General features: G+C 42.4%; 15 protein-coding genes and 1 tRNA gene. 8 read left to right on the forward strand and 8 right to left on the reverse strand.

The window, feature by feature from the left end:
- Positions 1-32: 32 nt before the first annotated feature.
- The 5 genes from NVS78_RS02630 (at position 33) to NVS78_RS02650 (ending at position 7079) form a co-directional block, all read left to right on the forward strand.
- Complete coding sequence (locus NVS78_RS02630) at positions 33-947, forward strand: glutaminase (protein ID WP_286357798.1); 915 nt, start codon at positions 33-35, stop codon at positions 945-947.
- A 187-nt stretch (positions 948-1134) separates the two neighbouring features.
- Positions 1135-2541, forward strand: a complete 1407-nt coding sequence (locus NVS78_RS02635) for a FimB/Mfa2 family fimbrial subunit (protein WP_286357799.1) — start codon at positions 1135-1137, stop codon at positions 2539-2541.
- A 116-nt stretch (positions 2542-2657) separates the two neighbouring features.
- Complete coding sequence (locus NVS78_RS02640) at positions 2658-3374, forward strand: YebC/PmpR family DNA-binding transcriptional regulator (protein WP_286357800.1); 717 nt, start codon at positions 2658-2660, stop codon at positions 3372-3374.
- A gap of 71 nt (positions 3375-3445) precedes the next feature.
- Positions 3446-3521, forward strand: a tRNA-Lys gene (locus NVS78_RS02645).
- A gap of 327 nt (positions 3522-3848) precedes the next feature.
- The gene (locus NVS78_RS02650; RefSeq protein ID WP_286357801.1) at positions 3849-7079 is read left to right on the forward strand and encodes a golvesin C-terminal-like domain-containing protein; all 3231 of its coding nucleotides are present in this window, start codon (positions 3849-3851) and stop codon (positions 7077-7079) included.
- A 77-nt stretch (positions 7080-7156) separates the two neighbouring features.
- Here the strand turns inward: NVS78_RS02650 and NVS78_RS02655 are convergent, their stop codons facing one another.
- The 3 genes from NVS78_RS02655 to NVS78_RS02665 form a co-directional block, all read right to left on the reverse strand.
- Positions 7157-7537 carry a fibronectin type III domain-containing protein gene (locus NVS78_RS02655; RefSeq protein WP_286357802.1) on the reverse strand — a complete coding sequence of 127 codons (381 nt, stop codon included), beginning with the start codon at positions 7535-7537 and terminating at the stop codon, positions 7157-7159.
- A 619-nt stretch (positions 7538-8156) separates the two neighbouring features.
- Positions 8157-9311 (reverse strand): AAA family ATPase, encoded by a 1155-nt coding sequence (locus NVS78_RS02660; RefSeq protein ID WP_286357803.1) that lies wholly within the window; start codon positions 9309-9311, stop codon positions 8157-8159.
- Between the two features lie 178 nt (positions 9312-9489).
- Positions 9490-10428 (reverse strand): DMT family transporter, encoded by a 939-nt coding sequence (locus NVS78_RS02665; protein ID WP_286358449.1) that lies wholly within the window; start codon positions 10426-10428, stop codon positions 9490-9492.
- Between the two features lie 414 nt (positions 10429-10842).
- On the opposite strand from NVS78_RS02665, the gene NVS78_RS02670 reads away from it, so the two are divergent.
- Together NVS78_RS02670 and NVS78_RS02675 are read left to right on the forward strand one after the other, a co-directional pair.
- A complete protein-coding gene (locus NVS78_RS02670; RefSeq protein ID WP_286357804.1) occupies positions 10843-11292 on the forward strand; it encodes a lipocalin family protein in 450 nt (149 codons plus the stop codon).
- 89 nt (positions 11293-11381) lie between these two features.
- Positions 11382-14057, forward strand: a complete 2676-nt coding sequence (locus NVS78_RS02675) for a S9 family peptidase (RefSeq protein WP_286357805.1) — start codon at positions 11382-11384, stop codon at positions 14055-14057.
- Positions 14058-14101: 44 nt separating this feature from the next.
- Here NVS78_RS02675 and radA read toward each other — a convergent pair whose 3' ends face one another.
- The 5 genes from radA to carA form a co-directional block, all read right to left on the reverse strand.
- Positions 14102-15466, reverse strand: a complete 1365-nt coding sequence (radA, locus tag NVS78_RS02680) for a DNA repair protein RadA (protein WP_286357806.1) — start codon at positions 15464-15466, stop codon at positions 14102-14104.
- A gap of 109 nt (positions 15467-15575) precedes the next feature.
- Positions 15576-17906 carry a transglycosylase domain-containing protein gene (locus NVS78_RS02685; protein WP_286357807.1) on the reverse strand — a complete coding sequence of 777 codons (2331 nt, stop codon included), beginning with the start codon at positions 17904-17906 and terminating at the stop codon, positions 15576-15578.
- A 110-nt stretch (positions 17907-18016) separates the two neighbouring features.
- Complete coding sequence (locus tag NVS78_RS02690; protein WP_286357808.1) at positions 18017-18415, reverse strand: hypothetical protein; 399 nt, start codon at positions 18413-18415, stop codon at positions 18017-18019.
- 166 nt (positions 18416-18581) lie between these two features.
- The gene (gene carB, locus NVS78_RS02695) at positions 18582-21797 is read right to left on the reverse strand and encodes a carbamoyl-phosphate synthase (glutamine-hydrolyzing) large subunit (protein WP_286358450.1); all 3216 of its coding nucleotides are present in this window, start codon (positions 21795-21797) and stop codon (positions 18582-18584) included.
- Between the two features lie 28 nt (positions 21798-21825).
- Entirely contained in the window at positions 21826-22908 is a 1083-nt protein-coding gene (gene carA / locus NVS78_RS02700) for a glutamine-hydrolyzing carbamoyl-phosphate synthase small subunit (RefSeq protein ID WP_286357809.1), read from the reverse strand.
- A 171-nt stretch (positions 22909-23079) separates the two neighbouring features.
- Here carA and argR point away from each other — a divergent pair, with 171 nt between their 5' ends.
- Entirely contained in the window at positions 23080-23559 is a 480-nt protein-coding gene (gene argR / locus NVS78_RS02705) for an arginine repressor (protein WP_041503184.1), read from the forward strand.
- Positions 23560-23682 lie beyond the last annotated feature (123 nt).

The raw sequence follows: 23682 nt of genomic DNA on the forward strand, positions 1-23682 counted from the left end.
TCGTATATTTGGACCGATAAATTACGAACGAGATGGATTACAAAGAGGTCATCGAGAACATATACCAGGAAGTCAAACCCTTTTTCGGAAGAGGAAAAGTAGCTAACTATATTCCGGCTTTAGCCCATGTGGATCCGCACCAGTACGGTATTGCCATCGCTACTTTAGACGGTGAAATAATCGGCACCGGAGATTACCTCACCAAGTTTTCCATACAAAGCATATCCAAAGTTTTTACTCTGTCTATGGTTGTCCGTCACCTCGGAAGCGACTTATGGCAATACGTGGGACGAGAGCCCTCGGGTACTCCTTTTAACTCGTTAGTACAATTGGAACATGAACAAGGTATTCCCAGAAATCCTTTTATCAACGCGGGAGCCCTTGTCGTTACCGATAAGTTAATGGACCTTTATCCGCGCCCCAAAGAAGCAATTTTACAATTTATTCGGGAGGTGGCAGGAAATGACGATATCTATTACGATAAAAACGTAGCCTCCTCCGAATTCGAACACGCCAGCAGAAACAAAGCTTTGGGGCATTTTATGAAAAGCTTCGGAAACATCCGGAATGACGTGGATTCACTGGTAGACGTTTACTGTCATCAATGCAGTATTGCCATGAATTGTGTCGATTTAGCCAAATCTTTTCTTTTTTTGGCAAATCACGGAACGAATCCTTATAATCAAGAAGAAATTCTTACCGTCAGTCGTTCCAAACGGCTTAGTGCCTTGATGCTGACCTGCGGATTTTACGACGAATCCGGAGATTTTGCATTCCGGGTAGGTATGCCCGGAAAAAGCGGTGTCGGAGGAGGAGTTGTAGCTATTATTCCCGGTAAACTCAGTATCGCCGTGTGGAGTCCCGAATTAAATTGCCACGGGAATTCATACATGGGCATAGAGACCTTGGAACGTTTTACCACCAATATTGGTATTTCTATTTTCTAATATTCCATTGATTTCTCGTTTTTTTGTCCTAATTTTGAAACACGGAGGCGTGTATTAAATCTCTTACCAAAATTATTTATCCGATGCTCCCTCCTTCTGCTCGGGAAAAGAAGGAGTATATCCTCGTCTTATTACGTGATTTTATCACGGTACGTTAATATGCTGAAAAATAATAAATGCAGTCCCCATGAAAAAATTAATTTTTCTACTCGTAATCGTATGCTTTTGCATAAGCTGCTTCATGGACGAAATCATTACAGGTCAGGAAACTCACGTTAGTTTTAGTACGACGCTTGCAGGTTCGCAAACGAAAGACGTAAACGCCGCGTTTTCCCGTTTACGCGTTATCGCGTTTGATGAAACCAATCATGTCGCACGCCTATTTTCCTATTCGGAAGAAGATCTCGACGGAACCGACCTATCGATCAACCTCCCGATAGGCAATTATGACATTGCTTTTATTGCCAACGGAACGGATGAAAACGAAGTTAGTGCCAAAATAGGTGACCCGAAAGAGAAGATACTGTTGAAACTTTTAAAAACAGGTGAAAACTACCGGGAATCTTCTGAATTTCTCTCGGTCATACAACGCGTAAATATCACTGAAAATTCTCCTCCGGCCCCCATTGCCGTTCACCTCCAACGACGGGTCGGAAAAGTAATTATCGAACTCAACGATATCGATCCGGATATCGATTCGATCAAAGTGGAACTGAAAGGAGTTCCATACACCTCTACCGTCGACGGAAGCAAACTCGGAACCGTCAATACTATCCTTAAAAAGTTAGCGCACGCAAGAGGTTCGCGAACGTGTACGGCAGAACTCTTAACCTTTCCCGTTGCGGCCAATAAAGCGGAAATCGGAATTCTGTATACAAAAAATCAGGTTACCTACCGGGGTGTCATGCCCATGGCTCCTGCCATCCGAGCAAATCAGATCGTAAGAATCTCCGGAAGATTCATCCCGACGACAAGACAAACTTTCAACTTTATTATTCAAGATTGGGACGAAAACGTCATCGACGCGGGTAGCCAATTCACGTTTGACGACAATAACCTCATTGTCGCCGACGACCGACCGATTCCAGGCAATCCGACCGGCCCGAATCTTCTGGCAAACGGAGATTTCGAAACCTGGGAAACGGCCCCGGTAACCCCTGTCGGCTGGCTGGTAACCGGAGGAGCTCATAACGTTATTCATAAAAACACGGATGCGACTTTCTCTCTCTCGGGTAACTCCGCTCGACTGGAACATCAAACCTATATTTATCAAGATATTCCGGTCATGGAAGGAGAATGTTTCCAAATCAAATTAAACGTAAACTCGACAGCCACCTCTTACGCTTGGAAAATAACCAGTACATGGCGTAAAGCATCAACCGCCCTATCCGGTTTCAACGAAAAACTTCAGACCCAAGAAACAAAAGCGACCGATGGCTGGATCGAACCTTTAGGAGCCAATAATAAATTCAGGGCTCCGATGGGAGCTAAATTCCTGAGAATAGAGATCAGGACCTACTCTCCGGGATCAAAAACACCAGATCCGGCAGAGGCTGTCTACGTGGATAATTTCGAAGTCCGCAAATTAGAATAACGATTTCATACGGGTCATCCCAATAAATTCTTTTTATTTCCTTTTTAGTTTTAAGTTTTACCATTAAATTTGCAACCCTAATTCAGAGATAGAATAATAATCAAATAGATACAACTATGGGAAGAGCGTTTGAATATCGTAAAGCACGTAAACTGAAGAGGTGGGGTAACATGGCCCGTACTTTTACTCGGATAGGTAAAGAAATTGATATCGCCGTGAAGGCCGGAGGACCCGACCCCGCAAACAATACACGCCTCCGTATCTTAATCCAAAACGCTAAGGCTGAAAACATGCCGAAAGAAAACGTGGAACGGGCCATCAAAAGAGCCGTTTCAAAGGATACCTCGGATTATAAAGAAGTAGTATACGAAGGTTATGCTCCTTACGGAATAGCAATTGTCGTTGAAGCCGCCACGGACAATAATACGCGTACGGTAGCCAATGTACGCCATGCTTTCACCAAATACGGCGGCTCTCTCGGAACCACCGGTTCTTTGGATTTCCTCTTCGACCGGAAATGCGTGTTCAAAATACGTAAACCGGAAAATTTCGATATAGAAGGATTCGAGCTGGAAATGATCGATTACGGGGCTGACGAAATCTTCGAAGACGAGGACGGCATTATCGTAATTTACGGCCCGTTCGAGGCTTATGGAAACATCCAAAAATTCTTGGAAGACAACAAATACGACATCGTTAGCGGAGAATTCGAACGGATACCGTTAGATACGAAAGAATTGACGGAAGAACAACGTGCCGAAGTCGACAAAATCCTGGATAAACTGGACGAAGACGACGATGTCACCAATGTTTATCACAACATTAAAGAATAAATTTCTTGCAGATTAAAAAATATAGTTGCATATTTGCACCCGCGAATCGGTCAACACTGTAAGCAAAGGATGACTTCGTAGCTCAGCTGGTAGAGCAATTGACTCTTAATCAATGGGCCGAGGGTTCGAGCCCCTCCGAGGTCACCAAATGAAAACAAAGAGGTTATGAACAAAATCATAACCTCTTATTTTTTACCGCTTGAATACAAATTGTATACAACCTCGAATTAAATTTTTCTTATACAGTAGATACTCCATCTTGTTTTAATATCCTAAAGAAGATAAATAGGATAGTGTTCCGAAAAGTGTTCAACCCAGGCGATATTTTTCAAGTCGTAACTGACTGATTCAATAAATACCCAATGTATTTTTATAAAAATATATTAAAAAAAATTGGAAATACACCAATATAGTTCTATCTTTATGACAAGAAGTGATTTTAGATGAGAATGTAAATATATAAAAATAATGAATATGACAGCATGGCAAACCGTTGTGACTTACGAGAGTAAACTGGTAAAGAGGAACTGGTTGTTCCGCCTTTTTATCGTGGGAGTATTGGGCTACATTTTGGCGTTTCTCGTCCCGTGGGACTTTCAACGGGAAATATGGAGGAATATAGCGTTCGCATCCTCTCTCCCGGCGAGAGGGGTTTATTTCCTGAACTTGTTCCAGTCTTTGGTCGTGGTGCTCCTATCTTGTGATATGCAGAGGAAGAGGAAGAAAGCAGAAAGCCGGGAAATACTTTCAGTGAAGCCGTTAGGCAACAGTCCATTTTTTTGGGCGGAATTAGCAGGAATGGCACTCCCTTTTTTGATCGCGGATGTCGTTTTCATGGCGTTTTGCCTGTTCATTCATTTGATGATTCCAGATTCGCCGATGAACCCGTGGGTGTACTTGTCCTTCTTGTTGAAAGACGTGTTGCCGACATTCGTGTTCGTGACGGGGCTGTCGTTGCTGGTGAATAGGATTCTGAGACATCCATTCTTGAGTTGGCTCGTGCTGACCGTGTTCCTTTGCGTGTCGTATGCTTACCTGACGAAACCATTTCACGGGATACTGGATTTCCGGGGAAGCCTGTTGCCGGAATCGTTTTCCTCGATCGTGGGGTTTATGCATTCCGACGTGTGCCTGTTGCAACGGGGGATGTTCTTGTTACTGGGGCTGGGATTGTTGTGCGTGGCAGTTCCTTTCACGAAGCGGTTGTCCGACATGCCGGGACGAAAAGTGTTTTACCACGCGGCAGGTTGTTTGTTGCTGATGTCAGCCGTGGGGGCGGGATACGTTTATATCGATAAATTCCAGACCCGCCGGGAGAACCGGGAAACGTACCGGGAGGCTTTTTCCCGTTACGAGGCTTATCCCAAGGTGCGAATCGCGACACACGAGATCACGTATAAGCCGAAAGGAGAGACTTTTTCTGCCACGAGCCGGATGACGGTGGTGAACCGGAAAGCAGAGAGGATGGAGCAGTTGATCTTGTTCCTGAATCCCGGGTTGGAAATCGGCAGGTTGAAGTCGGGGGAACAGGAGGTGCCCTTCCGGCGGGACCGACAGGTGGTGGTTGTCGAACGATCGCTGGCTCCCGGGGATAGCGCGGTGCTGGAGATAGAGTACGGCGGATGTATCGACGAGGATATTTACCAGGTGGACATCGATGAAGAGGATTATTTTGCTCCCGAGCGGCCATTGACAAAGGTGGATCGGTACGGGAAACGTTCTGCGTTCGTGTCGGGGGATTACACGCTACTCATCCCGGAGGTGTTGTGGTACCCGGCGGCAGTGGCCCCGGTAGCGTTGCAGCCGTCACGAGAAACGAATTTCACGGATTACACGCTGCGCGTGAAGAATCCCGGCAGGCAGGTCGTCTTGTCGCAGGGCATCCCGGAGGAAGTAGAGGACGAGGTGAGATTCCGTAATTTGCAGTCGTTGACCGGCCTGTCGCTTTGCATGGGCAATTACGTGAAGCGGTCGGTGACGGCGGACTCTATCACGGTGGAGTTCTACACGTACCCGGGCAATGATTTTTACTTGAAGCCTCTCGACGGCTGGTTGGATGAAATCGCGAGATACCCGAACGCGGCGGAGTACTGGGAGGAGTTGGTGAACAAGTGCCGCAATCGCATAGAGGGAAGCATGCCTAACCCGTACCCGTTCAGGTTTCTTAAATTAGTGGAGGCTCCTTCCTCTTTTCTTTACCAGTATTCATTCCACAATAACATCCAGCCGGAAATGGCGTTTTTCGGGGAACGGATGTTGGAAGAATCTTATAAACCGGGAGCCCCTTCCGTTGACAGATTAAGAGATATGAATAAACAGGAATACCTGTTACTCAATGATTTTCCTTTTTTCCTTGACGATATACACGCGGAGCGGCTTTTCTCTGATTTCCACTGGAGCGTTGCTTCCGACAGGTATGCGGGGATAGACATGTTGTTCGGTAAAATAGCAAACCCGTCGCTTGACAAGTTGATTTTGTTCCCGTCAATGCTGGATAGTATCACGAAAGGAGGATTGGAGGGACTAATCCGGAGAGGGTATTCGCAGGGATACGATAAATTGATTAGCATGAAAGTTTCGCAGTTACTGGCTTATCTGACGACGATTACCGGCTGGGATTCGTTATGCGCTTACACACGGGAATTCTACGAGCGTGCCCGCTTCCGGGAAGTGGATTTTGATTTGTTCATGGAGGGGTTCCGCGAGCGTTTCGGGCGGGACATCAGGCCATTCGTGGAGGATTGGTACACGACGCGAGAGATACCCCGGCTGGTCATAAAAAACTTGACATACCGGCAAACGGAGAAGGTGCAGGCGGTCGATTTTAAGGTGGGTAATACCGGAGAGGTAGACGGGGTCGTTTCGGTAATTGAAGCTTTTTCTGATGATTACGGGAGGTGGATAATTGGCGATTGGCGGAGTTTCCTGGTCAAACCGGGGGAATACAAGCGGATAGTGGCTCACGAGGTTAATGGATACTCTTTTTTCTTGTCCACCAATTTTTCGGGATGCCTCCCGGAACGTCTTGAGTTCCATGGCACCTCGTTGTGGAAGGGAGACATTCCCGCTGAGCGTGTCGTTCCGCTTGACAAGTACCAGTTTTATCCTCCCGGTGAAATTATCGTCGATAACGAGGACGAGGGTTTTCATTTGATCGATTCTTCGGGAAACAGGTTGAAACGACTGGCGGAACGGTTGGCAGAAGACAATATGAAAGATTATAATTATGGCATTAATGCTAAGAAGCACACGTGGGGAAAGCCATGCATAGAAGTTGAATTTTACGGGGAAGAGGTCCATAGCGCCTTTACCAAAGTTGCCGGGAACGGAAGTTTTAGGGCGGAATGGATAGCGAATCTTCCGGAAGCGGGCAGGTACGAGATTTTTGTTTACCTGCCTGATGTTAGAAATGCAGATGCGCTTTATACCTATGAATCGAAGTACCCGGGAATGAAGAATTATTATACCGTCGATACTCCCGGGGGAAGTGAAAAAGTCGAGCGGGAGGTGGCAAAGGGAGATGCCGATTGGGTGTCTCTGGGTACGTTTGTTTTACCGGCGGGGGAATCCCGCGTTGTTTTGGATGACCGGGGTGTTCCTCCATTTGATGATGAAGAGTATACCCGGGAAGTAGTTTCAATTGGTGGTGACAAGCATGCCCAGTTGGTCGTGGCGGATGCGGTAAAATGGGTAAAAGTAAAGTAGGTCGGAAAGAGTATTATAAAAAGCCAACAATGAATTAGTTGGCTTTTTATAAATGATATTTTTTGAAATAGTATTACCTATTGGAGTAAGACCATTTTACTCGGCTCAGATGGCTCACCTTCTCCTTCAGCGTTTATGGCACTAACACGAAATTGAACATTTTTTCCTTCTAAAAGACCCACTAGCCTTACTCTGAACAATTTTGCCTTAGAAGTCCACACATTCCATAATCCACCTTTATATCTATAACTAATGCGATAACCCGTTATAGCACAACCGCCGTCATCACCCGGTGCAGTAAATTCAATTGTGCACCAATCTTTCCCAACGTCAACGATCTCGGGTTTTCCGGGAGGTCCGGGAGGCCTACACACTGTTGCACTTATAAGTGTTACAGTCATTAAGCACAAACAGATAAACATGGATGGCTTAAAAAAGTTTCGATTAATTTTCTTCATAGCTTGTTAATTTAATATGTTTACATTGCACAACATACAAAATTTATTGAAACTTCACAAACTTATAATTAAAAAATACTACAATTAATACAATATTATATTCATAAATATGGTTTATTTTACATTCTACTTCATTTTTTTATTTTTCAGGTCACGCTTTTTGGGTAGTTACGGATTTCGAAAGTGCAAAACTGAAACAATGCCCAGCACACTTTCCGATCTCCATTCCCTCCGAATACTTTCAGAAAACCCGAGATGGTATCAGCAACTCTTTGCATTTGACCGACTGATATGCAGTAGAAGATTCAAACGTGTTGAGGCTGTAATCAACGTAAAACTCATCCTTGTCCGTGTACACATCTATATTCTTACTGATATTGATGTCATATTCTTCATAGCCTTCAACTTCACACGTCTAAGGAGCTTTCTCTATATATAGAAGTACATGGGATCGAGGGTAACCATGTTCGGAAGAAAAAATATAGTACAGATTTGTCTTTTTGTATATCTTTTTTTACTAATCCACCGGGACAATGTAATGTGTTATTTAATTGTAAATTTCAGATTAACAATTGTAGATATACCTTGATAGCACTTTTACCCCGTCCCCCGAGTGCTACTAAAGAGTATAACCGGTTCCGTATGTTTTGGCAAGCCAAAGACCGAAAAAGCGGTCATAAATCTGGTAGCTATTCTCCTCTTTAGTTATAAACTCTTTTTCTAATAACTGTTTCACCGACGATTGTACCGAACTGGGAGAGTATAGGCCATGCTTCCTTATAAATTCAGCCGAAGTGATCCCTGAAGCTTTTCCTTCCTTGGCAATGGCAAACAAGATCTCTTTTTGCCGTTCGGATAACATCGAAACCATATTCTGGTAAACCGTCCGGTTCGATTCCACCGTCATATGCAAGACGAAATCGGCCATGTCAACAGTCATCTCCTCTCCTCGATCCAATTGTTCATACAACCGGTTAAAAACCGCCTGCATATACCAGGTATGCCCGTCCAACAGATTATAGACTCGTGTTATACATTCGTCCGAAATATTCTTTCCCGCTTTATTGAAATGATTCTGCACGAATTTTCTATAAGGTTCAAGTCCTATCGGCTCGAGATTCATATACGACGCACTCTGGTAGAAAGGCCTCGATGCCGAGAAAAAAATATTCTGTATCATATGGCGTTGACTCCCGCAAAACACAAAAGTCGTGTTCTTGCATTGCTGTATGTATGTACGCAAAACAGCCTCTACATTTTTCTCCGGGTATCTGACTATTTGCTGAAACTCGTCTATCGCCACAATACAACGTTTATCGGCCGTTTCGAGGTATTTGAAAATTTCTTCCAATGACAACAGAGGTTGTCGGATCTCACCTATTCCGATATCAAAAACGGGTTGACCGCTAACCGGGTCGAGTTTGAAGGCAGGACGTAAAGAACCGATCGCCGAAAAAAAATGTTCCGCAAATTTTCTCCCCTTGGATTTCAAGGTCGTAAAAATATGTTTGCCGAGAATAAAAACGAACTCTTTTAAACTACCGGTAGCATAAATATCGATAAAAAAAGTATAGTACCCCCTTTCAATTTCCTTTTGATGGAAACAATGCTCTATCAGACCGGTCTTTCCCATACGCCGGGGCGATACAACGACCGTATTACGCTCGCAACGCAAGGCTCCGGTCAACTCTGCTGTTTCACTCTCCCGGTCGCAGAAATACTCCTCCGAAACATACCCGTTTACAACAAAAGGATTTTTAATTTTAGCAATCATTCTTCTCTTATTATTTGATATACAATTATTGCAAATATAATAATTATAAATTAAATAACAATATCTTATACAGCGTTATCGTCGATACAAAATCATGATTCCTATCACAATACAAGCGTATCGATACCGGATACATCTCCTATCGTCTCTAATAACAAAGCAAAAGCGCCGACAAAATTCAATGCATCCGCTTTTTTTTGACCGGAAGTTTGGGAAAAAGTTTTCTAAAACGAACCAAATAGACGGTAACATTACTTCCTGCAACAATAAGGGTTACGGCAGAAACAATCATGAGTATCCCGCAAGCCAATCTCATCGTAAAAGATTCTCCGAAGACGGTTACACCAAAGAAAACTGCAGTCAGGGGTTCCAAAGCCCCCAAAATGGCCGTCGGCGTCGAACCGATGTATTGGATGGCTTGAGTAGTACAAAGAAACGAAACAGCCGTCGGAAAAATAGCCAAGGCTATCAAATTACCCCACAAATACCAGGTATCGACAACCCGCAAACTCATCCCGAAATCAACCCGCACTAAAAATAAAGTCATTCCGAAAAGCAATACGTAGAACGTCAATTTTAGCGTCGCGATATCTTTTAGCAGGGGACGGTTTACAGCGACAATATAAATGGCATAGGAAAGAGCTGAAATAACGACTAAAATAACTCCTGTCAAATTAAGCGTCGTACCGTCATCACCTTTATAAAGCAACCCTATTCCACCCAAGGCCAATAAAATACATACGATGGTCTGCAATGTCAGTCTCTCTTTAAATACAAAAGCCATAATCAATGCCACCATAATCGGATAGACAAACAATAAGGTAGACGCAATACCGGCTTCCATGTAATTATAGCTTTGGAAAAGAGTAAGGGAAGAAAGAGAAATCAACAATCCCATGATAACCAGCGGGACGATCTCTTTCCGTTTTAACTTGAAATCACGTCCCCTCGCCTTAATCATGATTCCCAACACGGGGATAGCGAACAAATACCTTAGAAACAGAACCGAATCCGGATTCATTCCCGCCTTGTATAGGGGAAGTGCAAACAAGGGATTCATACCGTAAGTCGCCGCCGCTATAACCCCTAAAATATATCCTTTAGCCTTTAAATTCATCATTGGTAAGACATTTTTATATCCACTATAAGCCAGCAAATTAAAATGGCTGCAAAGATACCATTTTGTTTTCACAAAGAAGAAAGAATTCAGCGATTCCGTAATACTCACGCGGGACGGATCAGGGAAGCCGTCCTGCCCCGTTTTAGTATTATCGAATCCTATCCAATATTATTTCACTTTAAAATAGCACTTTTGCCCCGTCCCCCAAGTGCTATTACGTCACATAGAGATAAAAGTGACAAAAAAATGTTTGGCCGTTATCCAAAAATGAATACTTTTGCAGCACCTAACGAGAAACCTCCCTTACTTACTTTAGATTGTTAAGATAAAGTCAAAAAGAAAACCGGATTAATCCTTTTTGATCCGGAGAGTGTAATAATAGTAAAACCTTAATTTTTTAAAAACAAAAACATGAAAAACTTAATTTACTTTGGTTTAATTTTAATTTTTTGTGCCTGTAGCAGTAATCCCCAAAAAGAGATGGAAAAAAAACTCGTCGGGGAGTGGTGTAACCCTTATACCTATCAGTCTACAGGAGAATTAAAAGGATTCAATTTCAAAAAAGACGGAGTATGCGAAGCCATCAACATTCCTTCATTGGATTTGAAAACCTGGGAAATCAAAGACGGTTACCTGATCATTAAGGGAACCAGCATTGAAGAAGACGGTACAAAAGAGGCTTACGAAACAAAAGAAAGAATCGAACAGCTGACAGCCGATTCATTATCCTTAGTCGTACAAGAAGCCAATCCTCGCCTTGCTTTTTTGTATTTGAATACCAAAATCATTAAGGAAAAAGTCACTCCTCAGATAAATACGACCGTAGAGCAAGATTCTACCGTAAATACCGATGTTCAATAATAACATTCTCCGGAGATACCTCAAAATTTTTAACACTTATCCTTTTATAAAAGACTCTTGAGGTATCTCCGCTCAAATTTTTATAATATATGCATTATCTACACTCACTCTTTCTTTTTCTGTTTTTCTCTCTCTTTTTTCATCTCTCCGGCCTATCCCAAAAAAAAGCATTGGACAAAGAAGCCTACAAACAATGGAGATATGTTAATTCCTATGAATTATCCATGAACGGGAAATGGGTTAAATACCGTTACCTGTATCACGATAACGAAGATAAAAATAAAGATGCGCGCCAAACCTACTACCTATACGAAGTAAAAACCGGAAAAACCATTACGCTGAATCAAATCGATTTCAATCAATTTTTCGCCTCGGGAGAATGGATTACCTACAGTAGAGCCACTTCCGAAAATAATTCAGGATCTCTCGTAATAGCCAGATCTTTAAAAAATCAAAAGGAAACCGTATGTCCCGAGGGAGCCGAATTTAGTCTTTATGCCCCTCAATTTTCCTATTTTCGGGAAAACGACCAAGCCTTAATAATAAAAAATATAGAAACCAACGACAGCACCATTCTGGAACACATCGGGAACTATCAATTGTACGACCGGGACTCCAAAATAATATACATCGAGCAAACTCCTTCCTGCAACATTATCCGTCACGGTGATGTGTTCGCACAACAACATAAAACATTATACCGAGATTCGACAAAATCCCTCTCTTTTTTCAGATTCGATGAACGGGAAAAGAAAGGAAGTTTTATCGTTATCGCCGATACCAATTATAAAACGGCAAAAAATCTCCATATTTTTTCCTTGCAAAATAATTCGGCAATTAAATTAGTAGATTACAGCGAGATCGACACCCTATCAATGGATATCGAATCCGCAGAAATTTTAGGAGATAATAAATTTCTTCTATACGATCTGCCTACTCCCCGAAAACCACGTCCCTCCCGGGGAGAAAAAGACGAAAGTTTCCAATTGGAACTTTGGAGTTGGAATGACGAGATGATCCCGTCTCAACAGGCAAAAGGAGGCATCTTAAACCCTATGCCCTCTCCCTCCAAAGGGATCTTCGATCTGCAACGAAAGAAATATTATAAAATTTGTGATTCCGACTATTCCGCTTTATACCTCCAAAACGGCAAAGATCCTAAATTCGCTTTTAAGACAGACAAAATTCCTTACCGAAAGTTCAGAGACTGGCAACACGATACCAGATACGACCTTTATCTTGTAAATTTAGCTGACGGGGAGAGTAAAATGATCGCCCAGGCGTTAACCCGGCCCGTTCAATGGACACCGAACGGAGATCACATCCTCTTTTTCGACAACACGAATTCATCCTGGATACTATTGGACCCGGAGACCTTTACCCGAAGAAAACTAACGGATGAAATTCCCTATCCTTTACAAAACGAATTATACGACAGACCGAACCCGGCACCCCCGTACGGTATTGCAGGGTGGAGTAATGACGGGAAAAAATTACTCGTTTACGACCGATACGATATCTGGGTGGTCGATTTGGAAGGCGAGGAAAAAACCCATTGCTGGACAAAGGGATCCGGTCGCAAACACCATACTGTCTTCAGGTTTGTCAATCCCGAAAGAAACGAGTTGTTCATTGATCTGAACAAAACCCAGGAAATCTATTCCGTGAATTGGGAAAACAAAGATCATGGAATATACCAACTTTCTCCCCATGGAAAATTAACACCCAAAATAGAGGGAGCATTCGATATCGAAATTCTTCAAGAGAGTGAAGACCGAAAAACTGTCGTATGTTTCAAACAAAGCTATGAAGAAGAACGGGATTTATGGATCTGTGACCGTTCTTTCAAACGAATGAAAAAGATAACCTCCGTAAACCCCCAACAAAAAGAGTATGCTTGGGGATCCGTTCAACAAGTTGAATGGACCAATTACGACGGAAAACGGAATCAAGGATTGCTCTATCTTCCGGACAACTACGATCCGAACAAAAGTTATCCTTCCATCGTCACGTTTTACGAGACACATACTCCGGAAATGCATATTCATCCTGTCCCGGGATTGAGTCACGCCATGATCGATATTCCGACTTACGTCAGCAAAGGATATATCGTGTTTCAACCGGATGTCTATTTTAAAATAGGAGAACCCGGTAAAAGCTCTTACAATGCCGTTGTCAGCGGAACAGAAGCCCTAATCGACCGACAGATCCTGGATTCAAACCGAATCGGACTGCAAGGACACAGTTGGTCGGGCTTTCAAGTAGCTTACATCGTTACTCGAACCGATCTATTCAAATGCGTTAATATCGGGGCCGCGTTAATCAACATCACATCCGTATACACCGGGATAAGAGACGAGGGAGGAATAGCTTGCATGCTTATGTATGAAGATTGGCAATGCCGTATGGGTAAAACATTATGGGAGGATCTACCGGGATATATTGAAAATTCGCCTCTTTTGTTTGCCGACAAAATTCATACTCCGGCCCTGATTTTTCATTGCGATAAAGATGAAGCCGTGGCATTTTACGACGGACGCAACCTGTTCCTGGCCCTGCGAAGACTACAACGGCCGGCATGGTTATTAAATTATATGGGAGAGGGACATTTCCTGAGATCCCGTCCCGCACAGGTCGACTGGACCATAAGGATGGAACAGTTTTTCGATCACTATTTAAAAGATACTCCTCTACCCCGGTGGATGAAAGAGGGAATCAATATCAAAGAGAGAGGTTATGATCAAAAATACGATTTAACAAAATAGCTTCTACAAAAAGGCAAAAGGCTGGTCATACGATCAGCCTTTTATCATTTAAAAAGTTCCCGACATATATCCGCAATTTTTGAAAAGGAACGGACGTCAATTTTTTCGTTTTTTTTGGTCAAGGCCTTCTTGTTTCCGGTAGGAATAAAAATCCGCTTAAATCCTAATTTCTCCGCTTCGGCTATCCGCTGTTCGATACGACTAACGGCTCTGATCTCTCCGGATAAACCGACTTCTCCGGCAAACACCGTATCTTTGGGAAGAGCCGCATCCATATTAGAAGATAACACGGCCATAACGACCCCTAAATCAAGAGCGGGATCGCTCACCCGAATACCTCCGGCAATATTTAGAAAGACATCTTTCGCCGCCAAACGGAAACCGACCCGTTTTTCCAAAACCGCCAATAACATATTCAAACGTCTCGTATCAAAACCGGTAGCCGAACGCTGAGGCGTTCCATAAGCAGCCGTACTCACCAACGCCTGTACTTCCAATAAGATAGGCCTTACACCCTCTACCGTAGCCGAAACGGCTATACCGCTCAACTCTTCCCCGTGATTCGACAATAACAACTCGGAAGGATTCGTCACCTGACGTAATCCCGATTGCAACATTTCATAAATTCCGATCTCGGAAGTCGATCCGAAGCGATTTTTCATGGAACGCAAAATCCGATACATGTATTGCTGGTCTCCTTCAAACTGCAAAACGGTATCCACCATATGTTCGAGTATTTTGGGACCGGCCAATTGGCCATCCTTGGTAATATGCCCGATCAATATGGTTGTAATCGTATTCTCCTTTGAAAATCGTAACAGCACGTTCGTACACTCTCGAATCTGAGAAAGGCTACCGGGAATAGCATCGACGCTTTCTGTTGCCAAAGTCTGGATAGAATCAATAATCAATAACTTAGGCTCTAAAACCTTGGCATGCTCCATCACCGCCTCCAAAGAATTACCGGAAAGAAACAGGCAATCGTCATTTTCCGCCCCTAAACGTTGTGCCCGCATCTTAATCTGGGAAACACTCTCCTCCCCCGAGACGTAAAGTACCTTACCGCAACGATTATGAAGGGCAAATTGAAGGACTAAAGTAGATTTACCGATCCCCGGTTCTCCTCCCAATAAAATCATGGAACCGGGGACTAAACCTCCCCCGAGAACCCGGTTCAACTCATCGTCCTTCGTGTCCATCCGTTCGTCAGCATTGGCCTTCACTTCCGACAATCTTAAAGGTCTTAATGAACTCCCTCCGAGTCCGGAAGCAGTCCGATTACCTTTCGTGATGACTTCAACCTCCTCTACAAAACTATTCCACTCCCCGCAAGTAGAACATTTTCCAACCCACTTGGACTCTTTGGCTCCGCAGTTCTGACAAACAAAAACGCTCTTTGATTTTACCATACCCTCCGTATATTTAGTAATGTATCATACTGTAATAGAAAATTTTCCGGACGCAGAGACCAAACAAGGAACTCTTTTTACAATCGTTAATTCGGAATACAAATCCCAACTAAAAAAATTCCTCTTCCTCCTCCGGCTGGACCGCTCTCCCGTCTTTTTCCTCATCACCACAATCCAACACATTACTCATGCCCACTGGAGCTTCGAAATCCCGTTGAGGCATGGCAATAGATTTATCTGCATATACTTTTTGCATAAATAAAGCCCAAATCGGCAAAGCCATACTGGCTCCTTGTCCGTTCGCCAAATTTTGGAAATGGATCGAACGATCTTCAGCTCCTACCCAGACTCCTCCTGCCAAATCAGGAGTGATACCGATAAACCACCCGTCGGAATGATTTTGCGTCGTACCCGTCTTGCCTCCAATCGGATTCGTAAAATGATACCGGAAGCGGATACGCCTTCCCGTTCCTTCATCGACAACCGCTTTCAAAAGACTTGCCATCAGATAAGCCGTGTTTTCAGTAATAACCTCTCTCGATTCCGGTTCAAGACGGGCCAACACATTCCCGTATTTGTCTTCAATCTTCGTTACCATCATCGGAGAGTTATAGACTCCCTTATTAGAGTATATAGAAAAAGCGGATACCATCTCTTTCACGGAAATTTCGGAAGATCCTAAAAACAGGGCGGGCACGGGATCGATAAAACTGGTAATTCCCATTTTATGAGCCATTTGAGCCACCGCCTCTGGAGTAAACTGTTTCATTACCCATCCAGAAATATTATTTACGGAATTGGCTAATCCCCATTTCAACGTTACCCACTCGTTTTCCCTTTTATCCGTGGAGTTCCGCGGAGTCCAGGTTGTCCCGTCAGGCAACACAAACGTCTGGGCGACATTCAATACTTTCTGACAAGGAGCCAATCCCTCCTGCATGGCCAATGTATATAGAATCGGCTTAATCGTCGATCCTACCTGACGCTTTCCCACGCTTACCATATCGTACATAAAATAACGGTAGTCCGGTCCTCCCACATAGGCTTTTATATTACCTGTCTTCGGATCCAGCGCCATAAAACCGGCACGGAAAAACGACTTATAATGTTTAATCGAATCCATCGGAGATAAAAGCGTATCCCGAACACCTTTCCAAGTAAAAACAGACATTTGTACCGGTTTCAAGAACTCTTTTTTTATCTCTCTATAAGTTTTACCTTCCGCCAGCATAGATTTATAACGATCGGACCGTTTGATAGCCTGATTCATAATATCTTCTATTTCCTCTTTTGTCATATCGTTCGAGAAAGGAGGATTTCTCTTTTGTACTCTTTCATTATGAAAGGTAGGCTGCAAAGTCTGCCCCAAATGTTCGGCAACGGCCTCTTCCGCGTATTTCTGCATACGCGAATCCAAGGTCGTATAAATTTTTAAACCGTCGGAATAGATATCGTAATGTGAACCGTCGGATTTAATATTCTTATTACACCAACCATAAAGCGGATTCGTTTCCCAGGCGATGGAATCTAAAGCATATTGAGACTTATTCCATTTGTAATCCTCCCGTTTCGGTTTATTGGCCGTCATAAACTGCCTTAAATATTCTCTAAAATAAGTAGCAATTCCCTCTTTATGATCCTCTTTTCTAAAATCGATACCTAAAGGCAAAAGGACCAAAGAATCGTATTCCGCCCGAGTGATTTTACCGTATTTATACATTTGTCCCAATACCACGTTCCTGCGTCCCAGGGTCTTATCCGGACGACGGATAGGATTGAACAACGAAGGATTTTTAGCCATACCTATCAACATGGCAGCCTGTTCTACCCGTAAAGAATCAGGAGTTGTCGCAAAATAAATATTAGCTGCCGAGTTTATACCGACCGCCAGATTTAAAAAATCAAATTTATTAAGATACATGGTAATGATCTCCTCTTTCGTGTAACTCTTTTCCAACTTCACCGCGATGACCCATTCCCGAAATTTACGCAAAGCCAATTCCATAAAATTCTGATTGGCCGAGCGCGGAAATAACATCTTGGCCAATTGTTGTGTGATCGTACTTCCTCCCCCGGAAGAACTATTTCCCGTAACCATTCCTTTCGCCACCCGGAACAGACCCCGTATATCGATACCGCTATGCTCATAGAAACGTACATCCTCGGTGGCAATCAACGCATCTATCACGCTCTGGGGAATATCGTGATAATCCGTGTAACGCCGGTTTTCACTTCCCCGAAAATATTTTCCAATAATTTTTCCATCTGCCGAATAAATCTCACTGGCAAAACGATTATTCGGATTCTCCAGTTCTTCGAAAGTAGGCATAAAACCTAACTTCCCGTCAGATATCAAATAAAAAAATAAAAAAATACCTGCCACGAAAAGAATAAACAGACTCCAAAAAATTGTAAAGCTTTTCCAATACCTTTTTAACATCCTAATCCGTATTAATTTTGAGACGCAAAGTTAGAAAATAAATCCGAATCTTTCCTTCATCATATATTCTCAACTCTCTGACCTTCCTCCATAAAACTCACGTATACAAACTATTCCGAAACCTCAAGAATGATCTTTAAATCATTTATCTCGCATTCGTTAGATCGTATTTGAAGCAATACACCGGGAGAAGTCCACGGACAATCCAAAACCTTCTCTTTTAAATCGCCTTTTTTAATCGGAAATGTTATTCTAGATTTTACCGATTGCCCTGTATTTTTTACGACAAGCAAAGCATCGCAATCCACTTTTCCCTCGAAACGGATTTTTATTTGTTCCGGCTTCTTGAATTTGGACTTAAAATCAAAAGAAGCCTCTTTTTGATGAATAACGGTAAAAACCTTCATCTCCGAACTTCCTACTTGCTGATACCATAAAATCACACCTATTACAAACAATACCAACAAAGCCCCTGTATAAACCAATCGATTTATTTTTCTCCTATTCATAATTTCAGATTATTATTCCGTAAAAATAAATGATTTTCTCCTATTTCCGGCACAGGTTTATTTTGTTTTTGAATAAAAAGCGAACAAACCAAAGATTGGGTTACAACTCTGTCATGACATAGAAGCATTTACGATATAACATTTTCAATTGACGAATGCCAAGCGATCAATATTCGTCCCAACTTTTAATCACGATCTCACCCGCCCCTACTTTACAAACCGCGTAAATAAACGCACTCGCCAAACGGGCATTCGTTATCAACGGAATATTATAATCTACCGCCGCCCGGCGAATTTTATAACCATTATCAAGTTCTCTTTTCGTATGGTTTTTAGGTATATTGATCACCAAATCCACTTTTCTCTCTTTCAAAAATTCCATGACATTCGGCTTCTTGTCCTCATCCGGCCAATATAGAACAGTAACCTCTATTCCATTCTCTTCAAAGAATTTTGCCGTACCTTCCGTAGCATAGATGGCATATCCTTTTTCCTGTAACATCCGGGCAGAAGTAAGCAGCTCCACTTTCGAACGAGAGGGACCTGAAGAGATTAAAATATTCTTACAAGGAATCCGGTATCCGACAGAAAGCATACTTTTCAATACGGCTTCATAATAATTCTCCCCTATGCAACCGACCTCTCCGGTAGATGCCATATCAACTCCCAATACCGGATCTGCCTTTAATAACCGGGCAAAAGAAAATTGGGAAGCTTTGACTCCCACGTAATCCAAGTCAAAGACCGATTTATTCAAAAACTCCACTTTTTCTCCCAACATGATCCGGGTCGCCATATCTATAAAATTATATTTCAATACTTTCGAAACAAACGGAAAACTTCGAGATGCTCTTAAATTACATTCTATCACTTTAATATCATTATCTTTCGCCAAAAACTGCATATTGAAAGGACCGGAAATATTCAACTCCTTCGCGATCGACCGAGCTATTTTTTTTATCCTCCGTATAGTTTCTATATAAAGTTTCTGAGCCGGAAATACAATGGTCGCATCCCCCGAATGGACCCCTGCAAATTCAATATGTTCACTGATAGCGTAAGCTTTAATCTCACCGTCCTGAGCAACTGCATCGATTTCGATCTCTTTCGCCTGTTCTATAAATTCGGAAACCACTACCGGGTGATCCTTAGAAACCTCAGCTGCCAGTTCAAGAAAATATATCAACTCCTCCTTATTCGATACCACGCTCATAGCAGCTCCGGAGAGCACGTAAGAGGGACGTATTAAAACAGGGAAACCGACCTTATCCACAAATTGATAGATATCCTCGATACTCGTCAATTCACTCCACCGCGGCTGATCTATACCCAGTTCATCACACATAAAAGAAAACTTTTGCCGATCTTCCGCCCGGTCGATAGACTCCGGAGAAGTTCCCAGGATAGGTACCTGTTGCCCGTGTAAACGCATGGCAAGATTATTGGGAATCTGTCCTCCCGTAGAAACGATCACCCCTTTAGGCCCCTCGAATTCTACGATATCCATTACCCGCTCAAAAGAAAGTTCGTCAAAATAGAGTCGATCGCAAATATCGTAATCCGTACTCACCGTCTCCGGATTGTAATTAATCATTACCGAACGATAACCCGCTTTACGAATCGAATTCAAAGCACTAACCCCACACCAGTCAAATTCGACACTACTCCCGATACGATAAGCTCCAGACCCTAGCACGATCACAGAACGGTGATCGTGCTCATATGCAATATCATTAGCTTCTCCGCCATAGGTTAGATAAAGATAATTGGTCAATGCCGGATACTCGCCGGCCAACGTGTCTATCTGTTTTACACAGGGCAAAACGCCTAATTTCTTACGATAACTTCTGATTTTTAACATCTTCTCATGAGGAGAAAGAGAGGAGTCCCGAATCACCAAACGACCGATCTGGAAATCCGAAAAACCGTACCGTTTGACTTTTCTTAAAAATGATTTATCTATACTTGTCTCTTTCTCCGAAGATCCTAACTCTTCTTTCAGCAAATGGATATTTTCCAAACGTTGAAGGAACCATCTGTCAATACGCGTTTTTTCATGGATTTGCTCCACGCTATATCCTTTATCAAAAGCAGCCGCAATAGCAAAAATACGAGTATCCGTAGGATGAATAAGCTCTTCATCGATATCCTTTACCCTTACCCTATTACCGACAAAACCGTGCATCCCTTGTCCGATCATTCGAATTCCTTTCTGAATCGCCTCCTCAAAAGACCTGCCTATGGCCATAATCTCCCCCACACTTTTCATAGAAGAGCCTATCAGCTTGGAAACACCTCCAAACTTATTTAAATCCCAACGCGGAATTTTACAAACCACATAATCTAAAGCGGGTTCAAAACAAGCCGTCGTTATTTTAGTCACCGAATTTTTTATTTCGTGTAATCCATAGCCTAATCCCAATTTTGCCGCAACAAAAGCCAATGGATAACCGGTAGCTTTTGAAGCCAAGGCACTCGATCTGGACAGTCTGGCATTTACCTCTATCACCCGGTAATTTTCCGAATTCGGATCCAATGCATATTGTACATTACACTCCCCGACGATACCTATATGCCGGATTATTTTGATAGCAATGGCTCTCAGTTTATGGTACTCACCATTACTCAGCGTTTGGGAAGGAGCGACTACGATACTTTCGCCGGTATGAATGCCTAACGGATCAAAATTCTCCATATTACAAACAGTAATGCAATTATCGTATCGGTCTCTGACAACCTCGTATTCGACCTCTTTCCATCCCTTCAACGACTCCTCCACCAGAACCTGAGGAGAATAAGAAAAAGCACTCTCTAACAGCCGTTTAAACTCGTCCATAGAGGAACAAAAACCGGACCCTAATCCTCCCAACGTATAAGCAGCTCTGACAATCACCGGGAAACCTACCTTTTGAACCGCAGCGATAGCTTCTTCCATTGTACCTGCCGCAATACTTTTAGGAGTATACACCTGAATTTCAGATAATTTATGCGCAAAAATCTCTCGGTCTTCCGTATCAATAATCGCTTGCACGGGAGTTCCCAATACCTCTACATCATATTTTTTTAAAATTCCCATCCGATGTAAAGTAATCCCGCAATTTAAAGCCGTTTGTCCGCCGAAAGAAAGAAAAATGCCATCAGGACGCTCCTTCTCTATTACTTTTTCTACAAATTCGGGAGTCACCGGCAAATAATAAATTTTATCCGCTACTCCTTCCGAGGTCTGTACCGTAGCAATATTAGGATTAATCAACACGGAATAGATTCCTTCTTCCCGTAAAGCTTTCAAAGCCTGTGAACCGGAATAATCAAATTCTCCCGCTTCCCCGATCTTTAAAGCTCCCGAACCCAAAAGTAATATTTTCTTTATCTCTCTCATCATCATCTATTTTACAATGTTCAAATTCTAATTATCTATCCGTTCTCTCCATGGCTCTTATAAAATCGTCGAATAGAAATTCCGTGTCTACAGGTCCACTCGAAGCCTCGGGATGAAATTGTGTCGAAAAAAAGGGTTTCGTTTTATGCCGGATTCCTTCATTCGATCCATCATTTACATTCACGAAAAGAGGTTCCCACTCCTTCGGCAAAGTTTTTTCATCTATAGCAAAACCGTGATTTTGCGATGTAATATAGCAACGTTGGCGACCCGGTTGCATGACCGGTTGATTATGGCTTCTATGCCCGTACTTCATCTTGTAGGTTTGTGCTCCTGCAGCCCGAGCCATCAATTGATTTCCCAAACAAACACCCATTATAGGAATACTCTTTTCCAGCATAATCTTTATGTTTTCTATGGTTTTACCACACATGGCCGGATCTCCCGGACCATTGGATAAAAATAAGCCATCGCATGTTTCCCGTGTAAAATCGTAATCCCAAGGAACTCGTCTTATCGCAACATCCCGTTTCAGCAAACAACGCAATATGTTATTTTTCACACCGCAGTCCACAAGCAATACTTTATACTTTCCATCTCCATACTCCATAATTCTCTTCGTAGAAACCTGCGCAACTATATTATCTTTATTCGGATCATAGAAAGGAATCTCTTTCCCATCAAATACGATCTTCCCTAACATAGCCCCACTTTCCCGCAATTTTTGCGTCAATGAACGGGTATCTACACCGAAAATTCCCGGAACTTTTTGTTCTTTTAACCAATCTCCCAGATTTTTTCGCGAGTTCCAGTGGCTGTATTGAAAAGAGTAATCGGAAATCACCAAAGCACTACAATGAATTCGATCCGATTCAAAAAATTTGGAAATACCATCGCGTTCATCATCCACCGGAACCCCGTAATTCCCAATCATCGGATAAGTAGGTACTAAAATCTGCCCCTTATAAGAAGGATCCGTCAAACTTTCGGGATAACCCGTCATTGCCGTATAAAAAACAACTTCCCCGGAAACCGATTTCTCGTAACCAAAGGAAGTTCCTTCATAAACAGTCCCGTCTTCCAAAACCAGACGAGCATTTTTAAAATCATGCATATTTATTCTATTTCAATACAGATTATGATTAATTTTCGGCAAAAATAGGGGTTATTTTTGAAGATTCAAAGCATATTTATGTATTATAACAAATAAATATGCAATTTTATTCTCTCTATTGAAAATCAAACTATTTTATTTACTTTTGTATAGTGCAATACACAGAATAATATGGGAAACAAAACAAAACGTTTGTTGATCATCCGTAAATTAATTGATAACGAACAGATCAGCTCGCAAGAAGAACTTCTATACAGATTAAAACAGGAAGGAGTGGAAGCTACTCAAAGTACATTATCGCGCGATTTGAAATTTATGAGAGTGGCCAAGATACCGCATAAAGACAAAGGTTACATTTATATCATTCCTGATAATATGCAAAGCGAACCATCCGATGAAAAAGCATCTACCATCGTTACCGACGCTATTCTCAGCATTGATTTTTCCCAAAATATCGCCGTTATTAAAACTTTACCCGGATATGCCAAAGCCGTCACTGTCCTTATCGATAGCGGAAATTATTTTGAGGTGTTAGGTACCATTGGAGGAGACGACACGATTCTCGTCGTTATGCGGGAAGGAGTAAATCGAAACGAATTGCTGGATACTCTATCTTCCATTCATCCCAATATCCATTCATTGTATAAATAACATTAACGAACTAATAATATCTGTAAATATATCTATAATATTACCTTTATACAAAGCTATTTTCAATTTTCAATCGGCAATTTTGAATTATATCGAAAATAGTTTGTAAACTTGCATCCCGAA

It is taken from the genome of Gabonibacter chumensis (genome assembly GCF_024741215.1).
GTDB classification, from domain to species: domain Bacteria; phylum Bacteroidota; class Bacteroidia; order Bacteroidales; family Marinifilaceae; genus Gabonibacter; species Gabonibacter massiliensis.